Origin of the sequence: Algibacter mikhailovii (genome assembly GCF_014651495.1) — a bacterium.
In the GTDB taxonomy this organism is placed as follows: domain Bacteria; phylum Bacteroidota; class Bacteroidia; order Flavobacteriales; family Flavobacteriaceae; genus Algibacter_E; species Algibacter_E mikhailovii.
Map to the genome: position 1 here is coordinate 85,208 of NZ_BMWZ01000002.1, position 18,649 is coordinate 103,856.

The 18,649-nt window shown below is 34.2% G+C and carries 17 protein-coding genes; 4 read left to right on the top strand and 13 right to left on the bottom strand.

Features of this window, described 5'->3' with window-relative positions:
- Positions 1-18 precede the first annotated feature (18 nt).
- The 5 genes from IE051_RS03795 to rsgA all read right to left on the bottom strand — a co-directional run bounded on the left by IE051_RS03795 (position 19) and on the right by rsgA (position 5,964).
- Entirely contained in the window at positions 19-2,034 is a 2,016-nt protein-coding gene (locus IE051_RS03795; RefSeq protein WP_189359452.1) for a transglutaminase-like domain-containing protein, read from the bottom strand.
- A gap of 15 nt (positions 2,035-2,049) precedes the next feature.
- Positions 2,050-3,948, bottom strand: a complete 1,899-nt coding sequence (locus IE051_RS03800) for a DUF3857 domain-containing transglutaminase family protein (protein WP_189359453.1) — start codon at positions 3,946-3,948, stop codon at positions 2,050-2,052.
- Between the two features lie 89 nt (positions 3,949-4,037).
- Entirely contained in the window at positions 4,038-4,565 is a 528-nt protein-coding gene (locus tag IE051_RS03805; RefSeq protein WP_189359454.1) for a metal-dependent hydrolase, read from the bottom strand.
- Positions 4,565-5,017, bottom strand: coding sequence for a D-aminoacyl-tRNA deacylase (dtd, locus tag IE051_RS03810; protein ID WP_189359455.1), 453 nt, complete (start codon positions 5,015-5,017; stop codon positions 4,565-4,567). Before dtd ends, IE051_RS03805 begins: the two co-directional genes overlap by 1 nt.
- Positions 5,014-5,964 carry a ribosome small subunit-dependent GTPase A gene (gene rsgA, locus IE051_RS03815; RefSeq protein WP_189359456.1) on the bottom strand — a complete coding sequence of 317 codons (951 nt, stop codon included), beginning with the start codon at positions 5,962-5,964 and terminating at the stop codon, positions 5,014-5,016. Before rsgA ends, dtd begins: the two co-directional genes overlap by 4 nt.
- Positions 5,965-6,140: 176 nt before the next feature.
- On the opposite strand from rsgA, the gene IE051_RS03820 reads away from it, so the two are divergent.
- Complete coding sequence (locus tag IE051_RS03820; RefSeq protein WP_189359457.1) at positions 6,141-6,593, top strand: hypothetical protein; 453 nt, start codon at positions 6,141-6,143, stop codon at positions 6,591-6,593.
- A gap of 54 nt (positions 6,594-6,647) precedes the next feature.
- On the opposite strand, the gene IE051_RS03825 is transcribed toward IE051_RS03820, so the two are convergent.
- From IE051_RS03825 to IE051_RS03840, 4 genes are read right to left on the bottom strand one after another with little or no spacing between them, the layout of a single operon-like run.
- Entirely contained in the window at positions 6,648-7,730 is a 1,083-nt protein-coding gene (locus tag IE051_RS03825; RefSeq protein ID WP_189359458.1) for a bifunctional 3-deoxy-7-phosphoheptulonate synthase/chorismate mutase type II, read from the bottom strand.
- Positions 7,731-7,734: 4 nt separating this feature from the next.
- Positions 7,735-8,592, bottom strand: coding sequence for a prephenate dehydrogenase (locus IE051_RS03830; protein WP_189359459.1), 858 nt, complete (start codon positions 8,590-8,592; stop codon positions 7,735-7,737).
- Between the two features lie 2 nt (positions 8,593-8,594).
- Entirely contained in the window at positions 8,595-9,740 is a 1,146-nt protein-coding gene (locus tag IE051_RS03835; protein WP_189359460.1) for a pyridoxal phosphate-dependent aminotransferase, read from the bottom strand.
- A complete protein-coding gene (locus IE051_RS03840) occupies positions 9,737-10,564 on the bottom strand; it encodes a prephenate dehydratase (protein WP_189359461.1) in 828 nt (275 codons plus the stop codon). The genes IE051_RS03835 and IE051_RS03840 overlap by 4 nt, the downstream gene beginning before the upstream one ends.
- 328 nt (positions 10,565-10,892) lie before the next feature.
- On the opposite strand from IE051_RS03840, the gene gldA reads away from it, so the two are divergent.
- From gldA to IE051_RS03855, 3 genes are all read left to right on the top strand, one after another.
- The gene (gene gldA / locus IE051_RS03845) at positions 10,893-11,789 is read left to right on the top strand and encodes a gliding motility-associated ABC transporter ATP-binding subunit GldA (protein ID WP_189359462.1); all 897 of its coding nucleotides are present in this window, start codon (positions 10,893-10,895) and stop codon (positions 11,787-11,789) included.
- 259 nt (positions 11,790-12,048) lie between these two features.
- On the top strand, positions 12,049-14,139 hold the full coding sequence (gene pta / locus IE051_RS03850; RefSeq protein WP_189359463.1) for a phosphate acetyltransferase: 2,091 nt from the start codon (positions 12,049-12,051) through the stop codon (positions 14,137-14,139).
- Between the two features lie 2 nt (positions 14,140-14,141).
- A complete protein-coding gene (locus IE051_RS03855; RefSeq protein WP_189359464.1) occupies positions 14,142-15,329 on the top strand; it encodes an acetate/propionate family kinase in 1,188 nt (395 codons plus the stop codon).
- On the opposite strand, the gene IE051_RS03860 is transcribed toward IE051_RS03855, so the two are convergent.
- The 4 genes from IE051_RS03860 to metF are packed head-to-tail and all read right to left on the bottom strand — an operon-like array spanning position 15,315 to position 18,606.
- Positions 15,315-16,061 (bottom strand): head GIN domain-containing protein, encoded by a 747-nt coding sequence (locus IE051_RS03860; protein WP_229796723.1) that lies wholly within the window; start codon positions 16,059-16,061, stop codon positions 15,315-15,317. The genes IE051_RS03855 and IE051_RS03860 overlap by 15 nt on opposite strands.
- A 16-nt stretch (positions 16,062-16,077) precedes the next feature.
- Complete coding sequence (locus IE051_RS03865) at positions 16,078-16,503, bottom strand: VOC family protein (RefSeq protein ID WP_189359465.1); 426 nt, start codon at positions 16,501-16,503, stop codon at positions 16,078-16,080.
- An 11-nt stretch (positions 16,504-16,514) separates the two neighbouring features.
- Positions 16,515-17,615, bottom strand: a complete 1,101-nt coding sequence (locus IE051_RS03870) for an acyloxyacyl hydrolase (protein WP_189359466.1) — start codon at positions 17,613-17,615, stop codon at positions 16,515-16,517.
- Between the two features lie 34 nt (positions 17,616-17,649).
- Complete coding sequence (gene metF, locus IE051_RS03875) at positions 17,650-18,606, bottom strand: methylenetetrahydrofolate reductase [NAD(P)H] (RefSeq protein ID WP_189359467.1); 957 nt, start codon at positions 18,604-18,606, stop codon at positions 17,650-17,652.
- Positions 18,607-18,649 lie beyond the last annotated feature (43 nt).

Below are 18,649 nucleotides of genomic sequence, written 5' to 3' on the forward strand. Positions count from 1 at the left end.
ATTAAAAGGAAATCACTATTACACTTTGGAAATTACAATCTGCTCAGCTTCTTTTTCAACTAATTGAGATATGTACATTTTTAGAATTTCATAATGGTTTGGCGTTACAATTGCACTATTTATTTGTGTAGAAACAATTAATTGGATGTTTCTGTCTTTAGCAAGTACATTATACTTGAAAATGCCTAGATTATCTGGCAAGGCCACTGCCGCACCCTTTGGTAACTCTTGAATTTCATAGCCCTCAGGTATATTAATCGTTATCTTATACGTGTTTTTTGATGGGTAACCAAAATCAATGGGATAATCCCTTTGCTCTAACTTGAATGGATTTTCATCCATCTTAAAATAAAACATGGGTGAAAAATATAATTTATCACCAATTTTATCAGCTTGGGCTTCTTTTACAAACTTATAGGATTCCATTACTGGCTTGGTTAAATCATTTTCGTTCTTCACACTAAAGTCTGACACTTCAAGTCCTCCATATTTATTTTCAAGATCCTCTAAATACTCATCTTCATCTCGATTATTATATTTTATTCTATAATCCAAGGCACTGTGACCTGTTTTCATACTTCTATAGCCACCAGAAATTGTGCCTTCACTATCCATCTTAACCATAACAGAATACACGTTCTTTGATAAATCACTTGGATACAAATCAATTAATTGAGAATTCCCATGCTCCGTAATTATTCGCCCCTGCCAATTTAAAGCCCTAAACGGTAAAATATTTGGTAAACAATAATCGCTTGTTGCATCCAGTAAAAAAGATTGATTGACCTCTTTTACATAAGTGATGACATAATTAAAGCCTTCTCTTGTTGGAAAAAGGGGAACTCCATGCTGTCTGGTACTAACCAAAACTGGATACGCTTTTACTCCGGCATAATTAAGCATTGCTGTTAACATTAAATTTATTTCTGCAACATTTCCAACTTGAGATTTATAGGCCTTTTTCACGCCTTCATCAACTAAGTAGCCATTATATCCATTCCATTTAATTCTATTCTTTACAAAATTGTAAATTCTACTTGCTCTTGTCATTGGATCTGAAACATCTGCAATTAAAGCGTCAATATCGTCCTTAAAATAACTTGTCTTTGACAACTCATCACCAAAGCTTGAACTCTGGTATATCTTTTTAATTACATCCTCCCATGTGGTGGAGTAATTCTCAGTTCCAGAATTTGGAAATTGTGTATATGACAATTCATATTTTACTGCTGACCTATAATTATCAATATTGTTAACAAATGGTTCCTGAATTAAGGCCGGTATATTCTCAAGTTCATAAGTAGAAACCGTAGTTATAAAGTCTATATTCTCCGAACTATATGTGGTACGTACGGCATCCGTCAAGCTACTCCCTCCTGTTCTTGATTTATTATTCAAAGTGATTTTCCCTGGTTTCCGCTCCACATGAGGCGCCACAGCCATATAACCCTTGGTATTTAATTTAAAATTAAAGTACTCAGGGCTAGCAAATTTGGCCTTTAACTTTTTTACAGGAATATCATGCTGAAATACAAATTCATCAACATTAGTAACAAACGGGGAATTGACCCTATACTTATACTCAATGACACTTCCTTCATTTGCATTAGGCATGGTAAACTTGACTTCATTTCTATATTTTGATAATTCTGTTTTAAAAATACCGTCCTTTTTTAATTTATTCTTAATGATTTCATCTCCAACTAAACTGTAGGTATACCCCTTAATTCCAAGTATTTGCTCGTCATCATTACCGCTTTTATAAAGTTTAACCGACTTAGTTGCATAATCAAGACCTTCTTTATTATATATTTTTATGCGCTCATGCACTTCAGTTACCAACTGAAATCCAGTTGATTGTTGGTAATCCACATATGTTTTACGATAAGTATACAGGTAAGACGCGCTCGCATTACTATCAATGGGACTGTACGCTTCTTTTAATTCTTCTTTAGATATATCTCCAAACTCATAATCCTGAGCCGGCAAGGAAAGGGCAAAAATGAGCCCCATAAAAAGTACGATGTTTTTCATTTTATATAGGTTAAGTTAGGATTTTATTAAAGCAATTTTAGCATTATCTTGTCGGGCCACTGTTTTATAAAAGTCACGGAATGCCGTATAGTCTTCTTTTGGGAATTCGCCGTCTTTAATGGTAAACTCTCTTTTATAAACAAGCGTATGCTCGTCCTTTACAATGACCTCTGTTTTATACACTCCAAATTTGTTTTCTATACTATTGTTTTTTGGCAATGACTCTACTACGTAGTCAGCTGGAATCTTAATTTCTACCTCATCCAAATCTTTAAAGCCTCTTTTTACTTTTAACGGTAATTTTCTATTTCTGTATCGGTCTGGCACATGCTCATTTCTATTAAAGGCATTAACATGAACCAGCATTCTATCGCCAATAATTTTAGAATAATTATCGCCTTGAAAACTAATATCTTCAATAAATTCAATTTGATCTTTATTATTATGAAGACGCATATCTTTGATTGTTATATCATTTATATAGCCCCAACGGTTTTTATAATGTTTATCCAATTCACGCTCAGTTTCGGTCTCAAGCCAATATTTGTTATCATACTGAATCCCTTTAGACTGAAAGGTTGCTTTGGCCTCAATTAATCCGTCTTTTGATATGCTATAATGCCCTTTTATAATTTGTAAACTCTCATCGACTTCATATTTTTTAGTGTGTTGAATTTTTCCACCTTCAGAAGATACAACCAAAACATCACGATCATCAGTAAAATCGCCAATAAACCCAAAGGGTAATTTCTGACTTGTACATTCCAACCATATATCTTCACCCGTCTCTTGTGGAATATTCAGTATCACATGATCGCCTTGTATTGAAGCAAAATCCTTTTCTAGACTTCTTTGTCCGTCTTTAGAATAAACCACAACATAATTTGATTTGACACCAGCAGCATGTAACAGTGTCATGGTGTAATTAGTTAAGGCCTTACAATCTCCATAACCCAGTCTATCAACTTCTGAAGCATTAAAAGGCTTCCAACCTCCAATACCAACTTGGACACTAATGTATCGCGTCTTATCCTGCACGTATTGGTATATTTTTTTGGCTTTATCTAAATCAGTATTTTCATTTTTTACCAATTCTTGAATTTCCAAAATAGTACTTTGCGGTAAATCGTGTGTGTCTTTTATAAGATCATTATACATCCATTTTCCAAAGTCATTCCAATTTTCAACCGTTGTCTCTACACCCTCTAATGTAAAATGCGTAGATCTTAACAAGACCTTTGGTGCGATATCAAAAAAAGAAGGACTATACATTTCAGGTTTTAATGCGGCTAAATTTTTAACCTCATAATGTATTTTGTTAGCACCTTCTGATTTTTTAAGGACATCATCCGTGAAATTTTTCACTTTGGTTAAAATCGTAAAGCCTTCCGGAAAATCGATGGTGTAAGAACTGTTCTCAGTACTTACAAAATACCCTTCTATAGGTCTAAATGAATCTATAAACGCGGTATTACTGGTAGACACTTCACAGGTAAACTCAATAGTATAAGGATAAGTAATTGGTGTATATTCTAAATATTTCACCCTAGAATCTGAATATAACGTACCCCCATTTACCGCACTTACATCCTTAAAATCATTTTTTTTGATTTTCTTTATTTGACTACCTGAAGCATTATAAACTACGGCTTCTAACGCCTTTATTTTAGTAACATCGTCATAGTAAGCATAGGCATCAACGGCATCATTACCATTTTTGTTTAAAACCGTAATAATACGCTTTTGAACAACAAGCATTTCATTTGAAGATTTTAAGTTGATGTTTATATCGTTTGACCGAATAACGGCGTTGGCTTGATTGGCAAGATCTTTAGATATAGTAAAACTACTATATAATTCTGTCTGTGAAAATGCCAAAAGGTTGATTAACAAAAAGAAAATGTTAACCTTCATTTTTGAATTCATGTACTCTAGGTTAAGTTTGGTGCTCGTTGTAAATATAATTTAAGCTGAATACAACTTATATGATTAAAATCATAATCTTACTTAAAAACCAAATATAACTTTTTAGTTAAAAATCCTACAATAAAAACAAGAAAACATGGTAGCAGGACGTACTTAAATTCGCTGAACAGCACTTTTAGTCCCCATTCTGAAAAAAAGGACCTTATACCCATTGGGGAAACTTCTATGCCTCTAAACTGGAAAAAGAAACGTTCATTGTTAAACGGAATAAAAAAACCAACGCCCTCCCCTCCCGTGGTCATGGCATCTAAAATACCATGGGAAACGGTAGATAAAAAAATAACGATAAACCAAACCCACTTATTTTGTTTCCCAAAAACAATCATTAATAAAAAGGCCCATAAAATGGCAAATAAAATAGAATGTGTAAAACCTCTATGACCAAGAGGTGCCTCATAAGGTATTCCCATTCGAAATCCAACAACATCAAAATCTGGTAAAATAGTTGAAAATATGGCTAAAACTAACAACCATTTTAAATTTTTATTATCGATGATTTTAGACAGCGTAAATCCTACTGCAGCATGACCAAATATTGATGCCATTATATTTTATTTTTTGAGTCCATGATTATAGTAACTGGGCCATCATTAATTAATTCAACTTTCATATCGGCTCCAAATTCACCAGTTTGGACACTTTTTCCTAAATCCTGTTCAAGTTGTTTAATAAAACTTTGATATAAGGGTATGGCCACATCTGGCTTAGCCGCCTTAATATAACTGGGTCGGTTTCCTTTTTTTGTTGAGGCATGAAGCGTGAATTGACTAACCACGATTATTTCGCCATTTATGTCTTTTATTGATGTATTCATCACTCCAGAATCATCACCAAAAACACGAAGGTTCACTATTTTGTTGGTAAGCCAACCAATATCTTCAATAGTATCTTCATTAACTACACCTAGCAATATTAAAAGGCCATTCGCTATTGACACTACCTTTTTTTGCGCAATAGTAACACTTGCTTTAGAGACTCTTTGTACTACAACCTTCATTCTTTATCCCAAATATCGGTTCTGTAATGCTCATCTTCTCCTTCTAATATTTGCAAATAACTTCTGTACCGAGAGAACGTAATTTGATCTTCATCCAGCGCTTTTTTCACGGCACATTTTGGCTCCTTGATATGCAAACAATTATTAAATTTACAATCTTGTTTCAGCTTGAAAATTTCTGGAAAATAATCGCCCAACTCTTCCTTGTCCATATCTACTACCCCAAAGCCTTTTATTCCCGGTGTATCTATAATTCTGGCATCAAAACTTAAATCAAACATTTCGGCAAAAGTAGTGGTATGCTGGCCTTGCATATGTAGACTAGAAATTGCTTTAGTCTTTATATTTAAATCTGGCTCTATTGTATTTACCAGCGTTGATTTACCAACACCGGAATGCCCCGCGAACATACTCACTTTACCAAGCATCAAAGCCTTTACCTTATCGATATTTTTACCTGTTTTAGCAGAAACACCAATACATTCATAACCTATCTGCCTATAAATATGCGCTAAATACCGAACCTCATCAAGTGTATCCTTATCATAAACATCAATTTTATTGAACAACAATACGGTTTTAATGGAATACGCTTCGGCTGTAACCAAAAAACGGTCTATAAAACTGGTTAATGTAGGCGGGTTATTTATTGTTATTAATAAAAATACTTGATCTAAATTCGCCGCTATAATATGGGTTTGTTTGGATAAGTTTACGGATTTCCGAACAATATAATTCGTTCGTTCATGAATATTATGAATAATCCCAGACTCTTGATTATTATTTGTTTCTACTTCAAAATCAACAACATCTCCAACTGCTATTGGGTTGGTACTTTTAATACCTTTAATTCTAAACTTACCTTTGATACGACATTCATAGGTATGCCCCAATTCTGTCTTGACGGTGTACCAGCTCCCTGTTGATTTATATACTTTTCCTGTCATAATAGTTTATCAAAAATAGCCAATTACATTAAAACACGCTTAAGAATATGACATAATTAAAATGAAAAACGCCATATCAAGGCAATAAATAAAGATTTAGACTAATCTGGATTTCACCATTCCAACACTACCGGATAAATATCTATATTCGTTATTTAAATCTAAAACTATAAAAAATGAAAAAGCTATTAATGGTTATTACAATTGCCCTATTTACTACTATTGAAACTAATGCACAAATTGAATATAAAATAGTAACTAGTGTTGAATCTATAGTTTCTAGTGGTGCTGGACGTTCAAGAATTATAAGTGCCAATGAAGAAAAAAACTACCAGGACTACACCAGTTCACAAACTGAAGAAGACTCGCATAGAAATAAATCTGATAGAAGCGATATAAGAGTTAAAAACTATGACGAAACTAAACTCTTAAACTTTTTTAATATTGGTGGCATTCGTTTTCAAAATATTGCTGCAAACGATGCTGTAATTACCTCTAAAATCAATACTATGGTTGCTGATGGCTGGGAATTGGCTTATGTAACAAGTGCCGTTGAGAGTGACGCCGGAAAAGGTGATGGTAGTGGCATCTTTATTACGCGTTTTATTTTCAAAAGAAATAAACTGTAATTATTATTTTACTTTAAAATTAAAAAAGCCTCCCAATGGGAGGCTTTTTTAATACTAACCGTTTATTATTTTTTCTTGATGATTAATTGATTCTTGATGAACCGCCTTAAACATTCTTAGAATAAACTCTTCACTTAAACCATGCTGCTCCCCTTCAATAACCATTTTTCCTAAAATCTCGTTCCATCGTTTATTTTGTAAAACCGCAACGTTTTTAGTTTTCTTTAGAGCTCCAATACCATCTGCAGCTTCCATACGTTTGCCTAATAACTCTATAATTTGATTATCAACAACATCAATTTGGGCTCTTAAAGTATTTAATGTTTTATTGTAATCTTCTTCAGAACTGCCTTCTTTTCTAATTTTTAAATCTACCATTATTTGAACTAAAGTTTCAGGTGTTACTTGCTGTGCAGCATCACTCCATGCATTTTCAGGATCATAATGTGTCTCAATCATTAAACCGTCAAAGTTTAAATCTAAAGCTTCTTGAGACACCTCCATAATCATATCTCTTTTTCCAGTAATATGAGACGGGTCATTAATTAATGGAATATCAGGAAACTTGTTCTGAAACTCAATAGCCAATTGCCATTCTGGCGTATTTCTAAATTTTGTTTTCGCGTATGTAGAAAACCCTCTATGAATTGCTCCAATATTTTGCACACCAGATTTGTAAATTCTTTCAATGCCTCCTAACCATAAAGCTAAATCTGGATTTACTGGATTCTTAATTAATACGGGCTTATCTGTACCTTCTAGCGCATCTGCAATTTCCTGCATGATAAAAGGAGACACTGTAGAACGTGCACCAATCCATAATAAATCAATATCATGCTCTAATGCTAATTTTACGTGAGCTGCATTAGCAACTTCCGTACATACTTTCATTCCAGTTTCTTCCTTAACTTTTTGTAACCATTTTAAACCTAAGGCTCCAACCCCTTCAAACATACCTGGTCTAGTTCTTGGCTTCCATATACCTGCTCTAAAATAGCTTACATCAGTATCTTTAAGCTCATGGGCTATTTTTAAAACTTGCTCTTCTGTTTCAGCACTGCATGGTCCAGCAATTACTAAAGGATGATTTAAGTTTAAATCATCTAACCAGGCTCTCATTTCTTTGTTGTTTTCCATAATTTTACTCTTGACTAATTCCTTTTAATATATCTTTAATGTGATTTGTATTTTTCATCTCAGTATTAATGGCATCAAAATCATTTGCCTGCATTAACTCCTTAAACTGAGTCAGGTTTTCTATATATTCTTCCAAGGTCTCGATGACGTTGGTTTTGTTTTGTTCAAAAATAGGTGTCCACATTTCTGGGGAACTTTTTGCTAAACGTACTGTTGAAGCAAATCCACTGCCTGCCATGTCAAAAATATCACGTTCATTCTTCTCTTTCTCAATAACTGTTTTTCCCAACATGAATGAACTGATATGTGACAAGTGAGACATGTAGGCTATGTGCTTATCATGTGCTTCTGGGTTCATATATCTTATGCGCATACCAATATCGGTAAACAATTTCAAAGCTTTTTCTTGAAGTTTAAAAGTTGTTTTTTCTACTTCACAAACAATATTTGTTTTACCAGCGAACAACCCTTCAATAGCCGCCGTAGGTCCAGAATGCTCGGTACCTGCAATAGGGTGCATTGCTAAAAAGTTTCTTCTTTTAGGATGATTTTCAACCGCCTTACAAATATCCACTTTAGTAGATCCAGCATCAACCACCAAACCAGTATCTGAGATCTTGTCTAATACGGTTGGCAACAACTGCACAGTCGCATTAACCGGAATAGAAATTATAACCAAATCAGCATTCGCAAGATCATCTAAAGTTGCCTTTTTATCAATTAAACCTAGCTCTAATGCTGTGTTCAAGGTGGTTTCTTTTCTACTAATACCGTGAATAACCACCTCTGGATTATTTTTCTTTATATCAATACAAAGACTCCCTCCTATTAAACCAACCCCTATGGCGTATATATTCTTCATATCTATTCTACTCTTGCTATGGCTTCTTCAATGTTCTCTGTTGAGGCACATAAAGAAAACCTTATATACCCTTCTCCTTTAGTTCCAAATACAGTTCCCGGTGTTATAAAAATATGATTCTCCTTCAACACCAAATCAATAAACTCTTCAGACTTTAAATATGCCGGCAATTTAGCCCAAACAAACATACCTGTTGCATTTTTATCATAAGTACAATTTAATGCATCAGCCAATTTCCAAACTAAATCTCTACGTTCCTTATATACATTATTTAGTGTTGCAAACCACATTTTTGAACACTTTAGGGCTTCAACAGCTCCTTTCTGAATGCCATAAAACATACCAGAATCCATGTTACTTTTTACTTTTAAAATATTCTTAATATGCACACTATCGCCTACAACCATACCTACACGCCAGCCAGCCATATTAAACGTTTTACTTAGAGAGTTAAGTTCTAAACAAACATCTTTAGCCCCTTCTACACTTAGGATACTTTTTGGCTCATCATTTAAAATGAAACTGTATGGATTATCATTGACTATTAAAATATTATGGCGTTTACCAAAGGCCACTAAATCTTCAAACACCGTTTTTGAGGGTTGTGCCCCTGTAGGCATATGCGGATAATTTACCCACATGATTTTAACCTTAGTTAAATCTGTTTTTTCTAAAGCCGCAAAGTCTGGTTGCCAATTGTTGGCTTCATCCAATTCATAAAGCACGCCCTTAGCTCCAACCAATTTTGTAACCGATTGATAGGTGGGGTATCCTGGGTTTGGAATTAACACTTCATCGCCTTCATTTAAATAAGCCATTGAAATGTGCATAATCCCCTCTTTACTTCCCATTAATGGTAATATCTCTGTATTTGGGCTTAGGCTTACAGAAAAATGCGCCTTATAGAATTTAGAAATGGCATTTCTAAGCTCAGGAAGTCCTTGATAACTTTGATATTTATGCGCATTAGCATCTTGGAAGCTTTCAGATATAGCATCCAAAACTTTTTTTGGAGGTTGTAAATCCGGACTTCCAATTCCTAAACTAATAATAGGTTTTCCGCTTGCAATAAGCAAACCAACCTCTCTTAGCTTCTTTGAAAAGTAGTACTCTTCAACAGTTTGCAATCTGTTTGCTACTTCAATCATACCTTGGCATTTTTATATTCCCCTAATACTTTAAATCCTTCACCCATAATATCTATAACAGATTTTGCTTTTTTGAAATCTTCATAATTTTCAAATGTTACATCCACAAAAAAAGCATATTTCCAAGGGGTCTCTACAATAGGTAAAGATTGAATTTTTGTTAGGTTTAATTTACAATCACTCAATACATTTAATATTGTAGCAAGGCTTCCTCGTTTATGGTTGGCTTCAAACTTAATCGAGGCTTTATTAATTTCATTTTCTGCAACTTCAGAATTGGTTCGCTTAACAATAACAAAACGGGTTTCATTATGTTTTATAGTCTGAATACTATGTGCTAAAATATTTAATTCAAAAATTTGGGCTGCCGCTACACTTGCAATTGCTGCTATTTCAGGTATTTGACCTTCTTGAATTCGTCTAGCAACTTCAGCCGTATCCTTATCTTCTACCAATTTAATATGCGGATGCTTTTTAAAAAACTCTTTACATTGCAATAATGCCATGGGATGAGAATACACTTCCTTTATGTCACTAATAGCTTGATTAGGAAGCGCCATTAAATTGTGTTGTATATCTAAGTAATGCTCGCCAACGATATGCAAACCATATTTGTCTATGAGCGCATAATTAGGAATTATAGATCCGGCAATAGAATTCTCTAAAGCCATTATAGCCGCATCACATTCTTCAATTATTAAAGAATCAACCACTCTATCAAATGTCATACACTCAATAGAATGAACAGTGTTTTCAAAAAATTGCTGTGACACAATATGATGAAAAGATCCTTTAACCCCTTGTATTGCAACTGTTTTTATCAAAATTTATTACTTTAATTCCTTTTAAGAATTGGTTTTTATTAATCGTTAAACAAAAAAAAGTCCCGATTTTCATCGAGACTCATCATGTTAATTTATGTTTTAAATTATACACACAACGTCTCGTTTCCTTTGCTAAAAAAGAAATAGTCGTTAAAATATGTATAATATACTGTCATCGTTCTTATTATGCCGCTAAAGTAAAGAATTATTTAAGAAAACAAAACCTCAAAAAACCTTTTTTACAGAATTATGAAAAGTTTTAAAGATTTTATAGCAAAACTTCCATTACATTATATAATCAATTATTTTTGAACAAATAAATTTAAATATGTCCATTGAAGTAGAAGGGGTTACAAAACTTTACGGTAATCAAAAAGCGCTAAACAACATTTCGTTTGGAGTTAAGAAACCTGAAATAGTAGGTTTTTTAGGACCAAATGGTGCTGGCAAGTCCACCATGATGAAAATTTTGACTACCTATATTCATGCAGATCAAGGTATAGCCAAGGTAAATGGATTTGATGTAGTAAAAAACACGAAGGCTGTACAACAAAATGTTGGTTATTTACCCGAGCACAACCCTTTATATTTGGAACAATATGTAAAGGAGTACCTCAGTTTCAATGCCAATATTTACAAAATAAGTAAGCCTCGGATTGAAGAGGTTATTGAACTCACTGGGTTAACGCCGGAGTCTCACAAGAAAATAGGTCAACTCTCCAAAGGATATAGACAACGTGTTGGATTGGCTAACGCTTTATTACATGATCCCGAAGTATTAATCTTAGATGAGCCAACCACCGGCCTAGACCCCAATCAACTTATTGATATTAGAAACCTCATCAAAACCATAGGAAAAACTAAAACAGTTTTTCTATCAACACATATAATGCAAGAAGTTGAGGCCATGTGTGACCGGGTCATAATCATAAATAAAGGTGAGATTGTTGCTGACAAAAAATTAAAAGATTTAAGAGACGAAAAAGAGCAAGTGGTTATTGTTGAATTTGATTATCGCGTTGAAGATGCCTTTTTGTTAAAACTACCAAAGGTGGAGCAAGTCAAAAACACTTATGGCTTTGTTTACGAAATTACCTTTAAAACATCTGAAGATATGCGTTCGCATGTATTTGATTTTGCGCATGACAATCAATTAAAAATTCTTCAGCTAAATCAAAAAAACGCAAGTCTTGAAGGCTTATTTCGAGAATTAACTTCTGAATAACTCACAAGTTTTTATGGCGATGTAATGGATTACATTTATTGTATGATAAATATCATTAAGTTGAATTTTTGAAGGTATTAGTTTTGTATAAGTATTTTTACTAAATTGGTTAACCAATTTGATGTTTATGACAAATATCAGCTTAACATCAACAATGAGGTAGTAATTTTGCCCAAAGATTAATTTTAAACAAATGTGTTTGGATACTTAGACACTCTATGAGTTTTGTAGTATTTTTAAACTCTTATAAACAGAAATAATGAGTAAAGGAATTTATGTTGCGACAATTGAGCCTAACAGTGGTAAATCTGTTGTTGTTCTTGGTTTAATGCGTATGTTATTAGGTAAAACAGCAAAAGTTGGTTATTTCAGACCAATTATTGAAGACACCCAAGTAGGAGAAATGGATAATCACATTAATACTGTAATATCCTATTTTGAATTGGACATTAATTACAAAAAAACCTTTGCTTATACTAGAAGTGAAGTTCTTGATTTATATAATAAAGGAAAGTCAGGTGACGTTATTGATGAAATTATCAAAAAATACAAAAACCTTGAAGAACGTTTTGATTTTGTACTAGTTGAAGGCACTGACTTTTCACATGAAAACTCAAGTATTGAATTAGATATTAATCTATTGATTTCCAAAAACCTTGGAATCCCTACTATTATTGTTTCGCAAGGTGACAAAAAATCTATATCGGAAATAGTTGAAAGTGTGCAATTAGCACATGATACTTTTAAAGAAGAGGTTGATGTATTGTCTATTATGACAAATAAAGTTAACCCTGAAGATGTCGTATCTCTAAAATCACTTTTGAAGTCAAGAATAAATGGAGGAACTAATATTACGGTTATTCCTAAAATTCAAAGTTTAGCTAGCCCAACCATAAAAGAGATTGTAAAGAAACTAAAAGGGACCGTTCTTTTTGGAGAAGACATGGTAAACAATCAATCCGACAATTTTAGTGTTGGCGCCATGCAATTGCGTAACTATCTCACCCACTTAAAGGAAAATGCTCTAGTAATCACCCCAGGTGATAGAGCTGATGTTATTCTTGGTGCATTGCAAGCACATATTTCAAAAAATTATCCAAAAATATCTGGAATTGTATTAACTGGAGGTCTAATTCCAGAAGACTCCATCCTAAAATTAATTGAAGGACTCTCTAGTGTTGTGCCTATCATAAGTGTGAAGAGTGGCACATTCTATGTGACTAACGAAATTGGAAAGATTAGATCTCGAATATATGCTGAAAACACTGAAAAGATTGAAACCTCAATTGCCACCTTTGAAAAGCATGTAGATACGGATAAGCTTTCCAATGACCTTATCACCTTCCAGTCTGGTATTTTTACGCCAAGAATGTTTCAATACAATTTATTACAACGTGCCTTAAAAGACAAAAAACACATTGTTTTACCTGAGGGTTATGATGAGCGTGTGTTGAGAGCTGCCGCAAGGTTAATTGACGCCCATGTTGTTGATTTAACTTTAATAGGTGAAAAAGAAAAAATTCAAGACCGCATTACGAAACATGATATTCCTCTAAACTTAGATGACGTTCAGGTTGTGTGGCCACAGAACTCAGAACACTTTGAAGATTATGCGCAAACCTTTTATGAACTAAGAAAACATAAAAACGTAAATCTTCAAATGGCTAAAGATGCCATGAACGATGTGTCCTATTTTGCCACCATGATGATACATAAAGGACATGCTGATGGTATGGTATCGGGAGCCGTGCATACTACGCAACACACCTTACGTCCAGCCTTACAATTTATCAAGACAAAACCAGGCGTAAATATTGTTTCTTCTGTATTCTTTATGTGCCTAGAAGACCGTGTATCTATTTTTGGTGACTGCGCTATTAATCCAAATCCTAATGCAGAACAATTAGCGGAAATTGCAATTTCATCTGCTCATACCGCACAAAATTTTGGAGTTGAACCTAAAGTAGCCATGCTTTCCTATTCCTCTGGCGCTTCAGGTAAAGGTGAAGAGGTAGACAAAGTAAGATCTGCTACAGAACTGGCAAAAGCTGCTGCACCCCAGCTTAAAATAGAAGGTCCAATTCAATATGACGCGGCAGTAGATATGCGCATAGGAAAAAGTAAACTGCCTGACTCAGAAGTAGCTGGACAAGCTAGTGTACTCATATTTCCAGATTTAAATACTGGTAATAACACGTACAAAGCTGTACAACGCGAAACTGGTGCTTTGGCTATTGGCCCTATGCTACAAGGATTAAATAAACCCGTAAACGATTTAAGTAGAGGCTGTACTGCTGATGATATATACAGCACCGTAATAATAACCGCTATACAAGCTCAAGAACTATAAACATGCAAGTACTCGTTTTAAACTCAGGAAGTTCATCTTTGAAATTCCAGCTTTTTTCTATGCCTAATGAAACCATTTTATGTTCAGGATTAATTGAACGTATTGGTTTAGATAATGGTAACTTTAAATTCAAAACGGCTAATGATACCATAGAATTAGCCACACCAATACCTAATCACAAAGTAGGTTTAGAATTACTTGCTAAACAATTATTAGATGGCGACACTGGCATTATTAAATCTGCTGATGACATTGGCGTGGTAGGACATCGGGTTGTTCATGGTGGTAAATATTTTAGTGACACTACCGAAATCACCCCTGAGGTTAAAGAAAAAATAAAGGCATTATCGTCTTTAGCTCCCTTGCATAACCCAGCCAACTTGGAAGGTATTGAAGTGGCGGAAGCTATTTTCTCCAATGCGAAACAAGTAGCTGTTTTTGACACCGCCTTCCATCAATCCATTCCTGAAAAAGCCTATCGCTATGCCATACCGAGAGAATTTTCAGAAAAACACAGTATTCGTATTTATGGCTTTCATGGAACTAGTCACAAATATGTTTCTGAAAAAGCTATCGCATATTTAGACAAACCTAAATCTAAAATAATAACAATACATTTAGGTAATGGCTGCAGTATGACTGCTATAAAAGACGGTAAGAGTATAGACCATTCTCTTGGTTTTTCTCCTGTAAATGGTCTAATCATGGGGACACGTTGTGGAGACATTGATCAATCTATAATTTTTTACTTAGCTCAGAAATACGATTATAGCTTACAAGAGATAAATAACTTATTGCAGAAAAAAAGCGGTATGCTTGGATTAACAGGGTTTAGCGATTTACGAGATATTCAAGCCGAAGCTGCAAATGGTAATAGAGATTGTCAATTGGCTCTGGAGATGAACACCTATCGTATTAAGAAATACATTGGCAGTTATACGGCTGTATTGAATGGTCTAGACGCCATAGTCTTTACAGCTGGAATTGGTGAAAATTCAAGTATTATACGAGAAATGGCCTGTGAAGATTTAGATTTTATTGGAATAGACTTAGATAAAGAGGCTAATAATAAAAGAGAGGATGGTATAAGAACTATAAGTACTAGAAATTCTAAAGTAGAAGTACTTGTGATACCAACCAATGAAGAGTTGGAAATTGCGAAGCAATCTGTAAGCCTATTTAAAGATTAAACGTCCTTTATAAACCTCCTCAACATCAACTTGAGGGGGCTTATTTAATGCAATAACATCACCGGTTCCTAGTATTTTCCCTGATAGTTGTAATTGAGGGTTCACAATGACATCATTGGAACTCCTGTTTCTTACAGATACATTTTGAGCCATTAAATTAGCCCCATCAAAATAAGATATTCCGGCTGCAAGGGTTACACTCAAATTCTCAGTACTACCAGAAATTTCAGCGTTTGACAAATTATTAAAAACTACCGAAAGTCGTTCGCTATCAACTTCTAAGAAAAAATCACCACTATTAACGGATCCCGATTCGGTAAAATCTTCGGATAACAAATTTAATTCAGGATAGGTTAAAACTCCTATCGATGTAATATCATATTGCGTCATACTTCTAATTTCCGAAATATTATCAGCCGTAATATAAACTTTAGTGATACCATAATCTCTAACAAAATTACAGGTATTATTATCAGTTAAAACAAGTTGATCTTCAACAACTTCAATAGTCACATCATTTATTAAGTTCTTTCCTGTTTCAACAATGACTTCTTGGGGACTCCCTTCTTTTATTATAAGTTCAATATCTCTATTTACCAATATTTTCGTGAAGACACCAACAGTAAATTCCTGGGTCATTAAAGCACCTGCAGTTTGAAAACAATCACCTGCATTCTCACTATTACAAGAAAAAAGTATAAATAAGCTGAATATGTAAATTGTTTTTTTCAAATCAAAATTCTAATTTTTATTCCTCTTGAACGTTACCTTCTCCATCCAATGGTAAAAATGGATTAAACGCAATTTCCCATAAGTTTTCATCAGGGTCAGCTATATAACCACTGTAGCCTCCCCAGAACACATCTTCTGGTTTCTTTACAACCTTAACACCTTTTACCTCAAAACGTGTAATCAAATCATCAACTTCTTCTTTAGATCGTGTGTTGAAAGCTAATGTAAAACCTTTAAAACCATATCCATCCGGACTAACCATGGCATCTTGAGCCAATTTAGCTTTAGGATATAAGGATAGTAATATTCCGTTCAGCTTAAAAAAGACGACACCCTCATTGCTCGATTCCATTTTCTTCCAACCAAACTTGTTTTCATAAAAGACTGAAGCTATCGCTAAATCATTTACGCCTAATGTGACCATAGTTAATCTTTGTTCCATACCAGCCTCAATTAAAGTCTTACACCTATTCCAAATTCAACAGCTTCTGCTTTTGCTCCATGAGATTTTAAGGTTAATGCTCCAAAAACCTTTTTCCCAAAGTATCGTTTTAATCCAATACGCATATATGTTCTGCCTTCAAAATCATAGGGGTAATATACATAATACCCCAATTGCGTAATCAGACTTGTTCTACTAATAAATAACTCATGTCCAATAAAAACACCTGCACGTTTATAATCCTCATTTCCCGATACATTTTCTTCTGGAAATGACACACTTTTATAATGGATAAGTTCTTTTAAAAAGTTAGAAAAAAACACATCTGCTCCTAAATGAATTGCACTTTTATGACTTAAACGCTTATCTGCATATCCCGAAAAAACATAAAAAGGAAATTGCCCACTGCCCACTACGTCGCTTTCATTAATTCCTGTTCTAAACGCCAAATTATACTTTATGGGTTCTGTAAATTTTTCCTTGCCACCATCTCGTATATCTCGTTTATATTCGGGTTCAAATTCATCTAAGCTATAGGTAAGACCAACATTAATAGTAAGGGAATTGATACTACTATTGGGTGCTTTCACATTAGCATTGGAGTAGTGAATTAATGACAGACCGCCCTGTAATCCAAAACGGTCAAATATGCGTTCCTTCTTATAATTAAGCATGACATAGGTACTACTCATAATGGAAGTGCCAAAGGCATTATTTCTCGAATTGTCATACTTATCATAAGGATTGGATGTATATGCCAATCCTTGGCCTATTCTAAACATTAAATGCCGTTTAAAAAAATAAAAATTACAATGCCCATATATGCCGTAATTATTACCTAAAACATCATTCTTTAAATCTTGATACGTAAAAGACACGCCAATATCTGGATAATTATAGCGTTGTTCCCATGCCTCATAACCAAACGTTTTTTTGTTCCAACCTAAGACAACACCCTCTGGATGCCCTTGAATTAAATGAAGAATATCATTATTATGGTTTGCTATATTTCCGGTAAAATAATTGAGATCAAAATATGATGAATATTTCTGCTCTTGCGCATACCCAATAGTACATAGTAAAAAAAACAGGCAGTAATAAAAATACTTCATCAATGAGTTTATGGCCTTAAATCTCGCAAAGTCTCTAAAACAATGCCTTTGCTATAGCATGAATATTATCACTTTTCCCCATAGAATAGTAGTGCAAAACAGGAACTCCTGCAGCCCTTAATTCTTGAGATTGCTGAATAGCAAACTCAACACCAACTTGTCTCACCGCTTTATTATCCTTACAGTTTTCTACAGCATCAATTAAATCTTGAGGCAAGTCTATTTTAAACACTTGTGGCAATAATTGTAAATGACGTTTTACTGCAATAGGCTTAATACCAGGAATTATAGGCACCGTGATTCCCATTTCTCTGGCTTTTTCAACAAACTCAAAATACTTACTATTGTCAAAAAACATCTGGGTCACAACATAATCCGCACCAGCATCTACCTTAGCTTTTAAGCGTCTTAAGTCAGTTACTAAAGAAGGGGCCTCCATATGTTTTTCAGGATAACCCGCCACACCAATACAAAAATCAGAATTATGCTCGGCATCTACATCATCATGCAAATATTGCCCACGATTTAAATTAGCAATTTGCTCCACCAAATCACTTGCAAAAGCATTTCCCCCCTTTACAGGTTTAAAATAGGCCTCATCTTTCATAGAATCCCCACGCAGAGCCATAACATTATCTAATCCTAAATAATGACAATCTACCAATACATATTCTGTCTCTTCTTTAGTAAATCCACCACACAATAAATGCGGTATAGCATCCACTTGATATTTATGCATAATGGATGCACATATACCAACCGTACCCGGTCGCATACGCGTAATTCGCTTATCCAAAAGTCCGTTACCTTTATCAATATACACGTATTCTTCACGCGAAGTAGTCACATCAATGAACGGTGGATTAAACTCCATTAACGGATCAATATTATTGTATAAATCTTGGATATTCTTGCCTTTCTTAGGCGGAATTACTTCAAACGAAAACAATGTTTTTCCGTTCGCGTTTTTTATGTGGTCTGTTACTTTCATTTAATATTTTTTGATCTTCTAGAATAGACAAAACTCTGCTCCA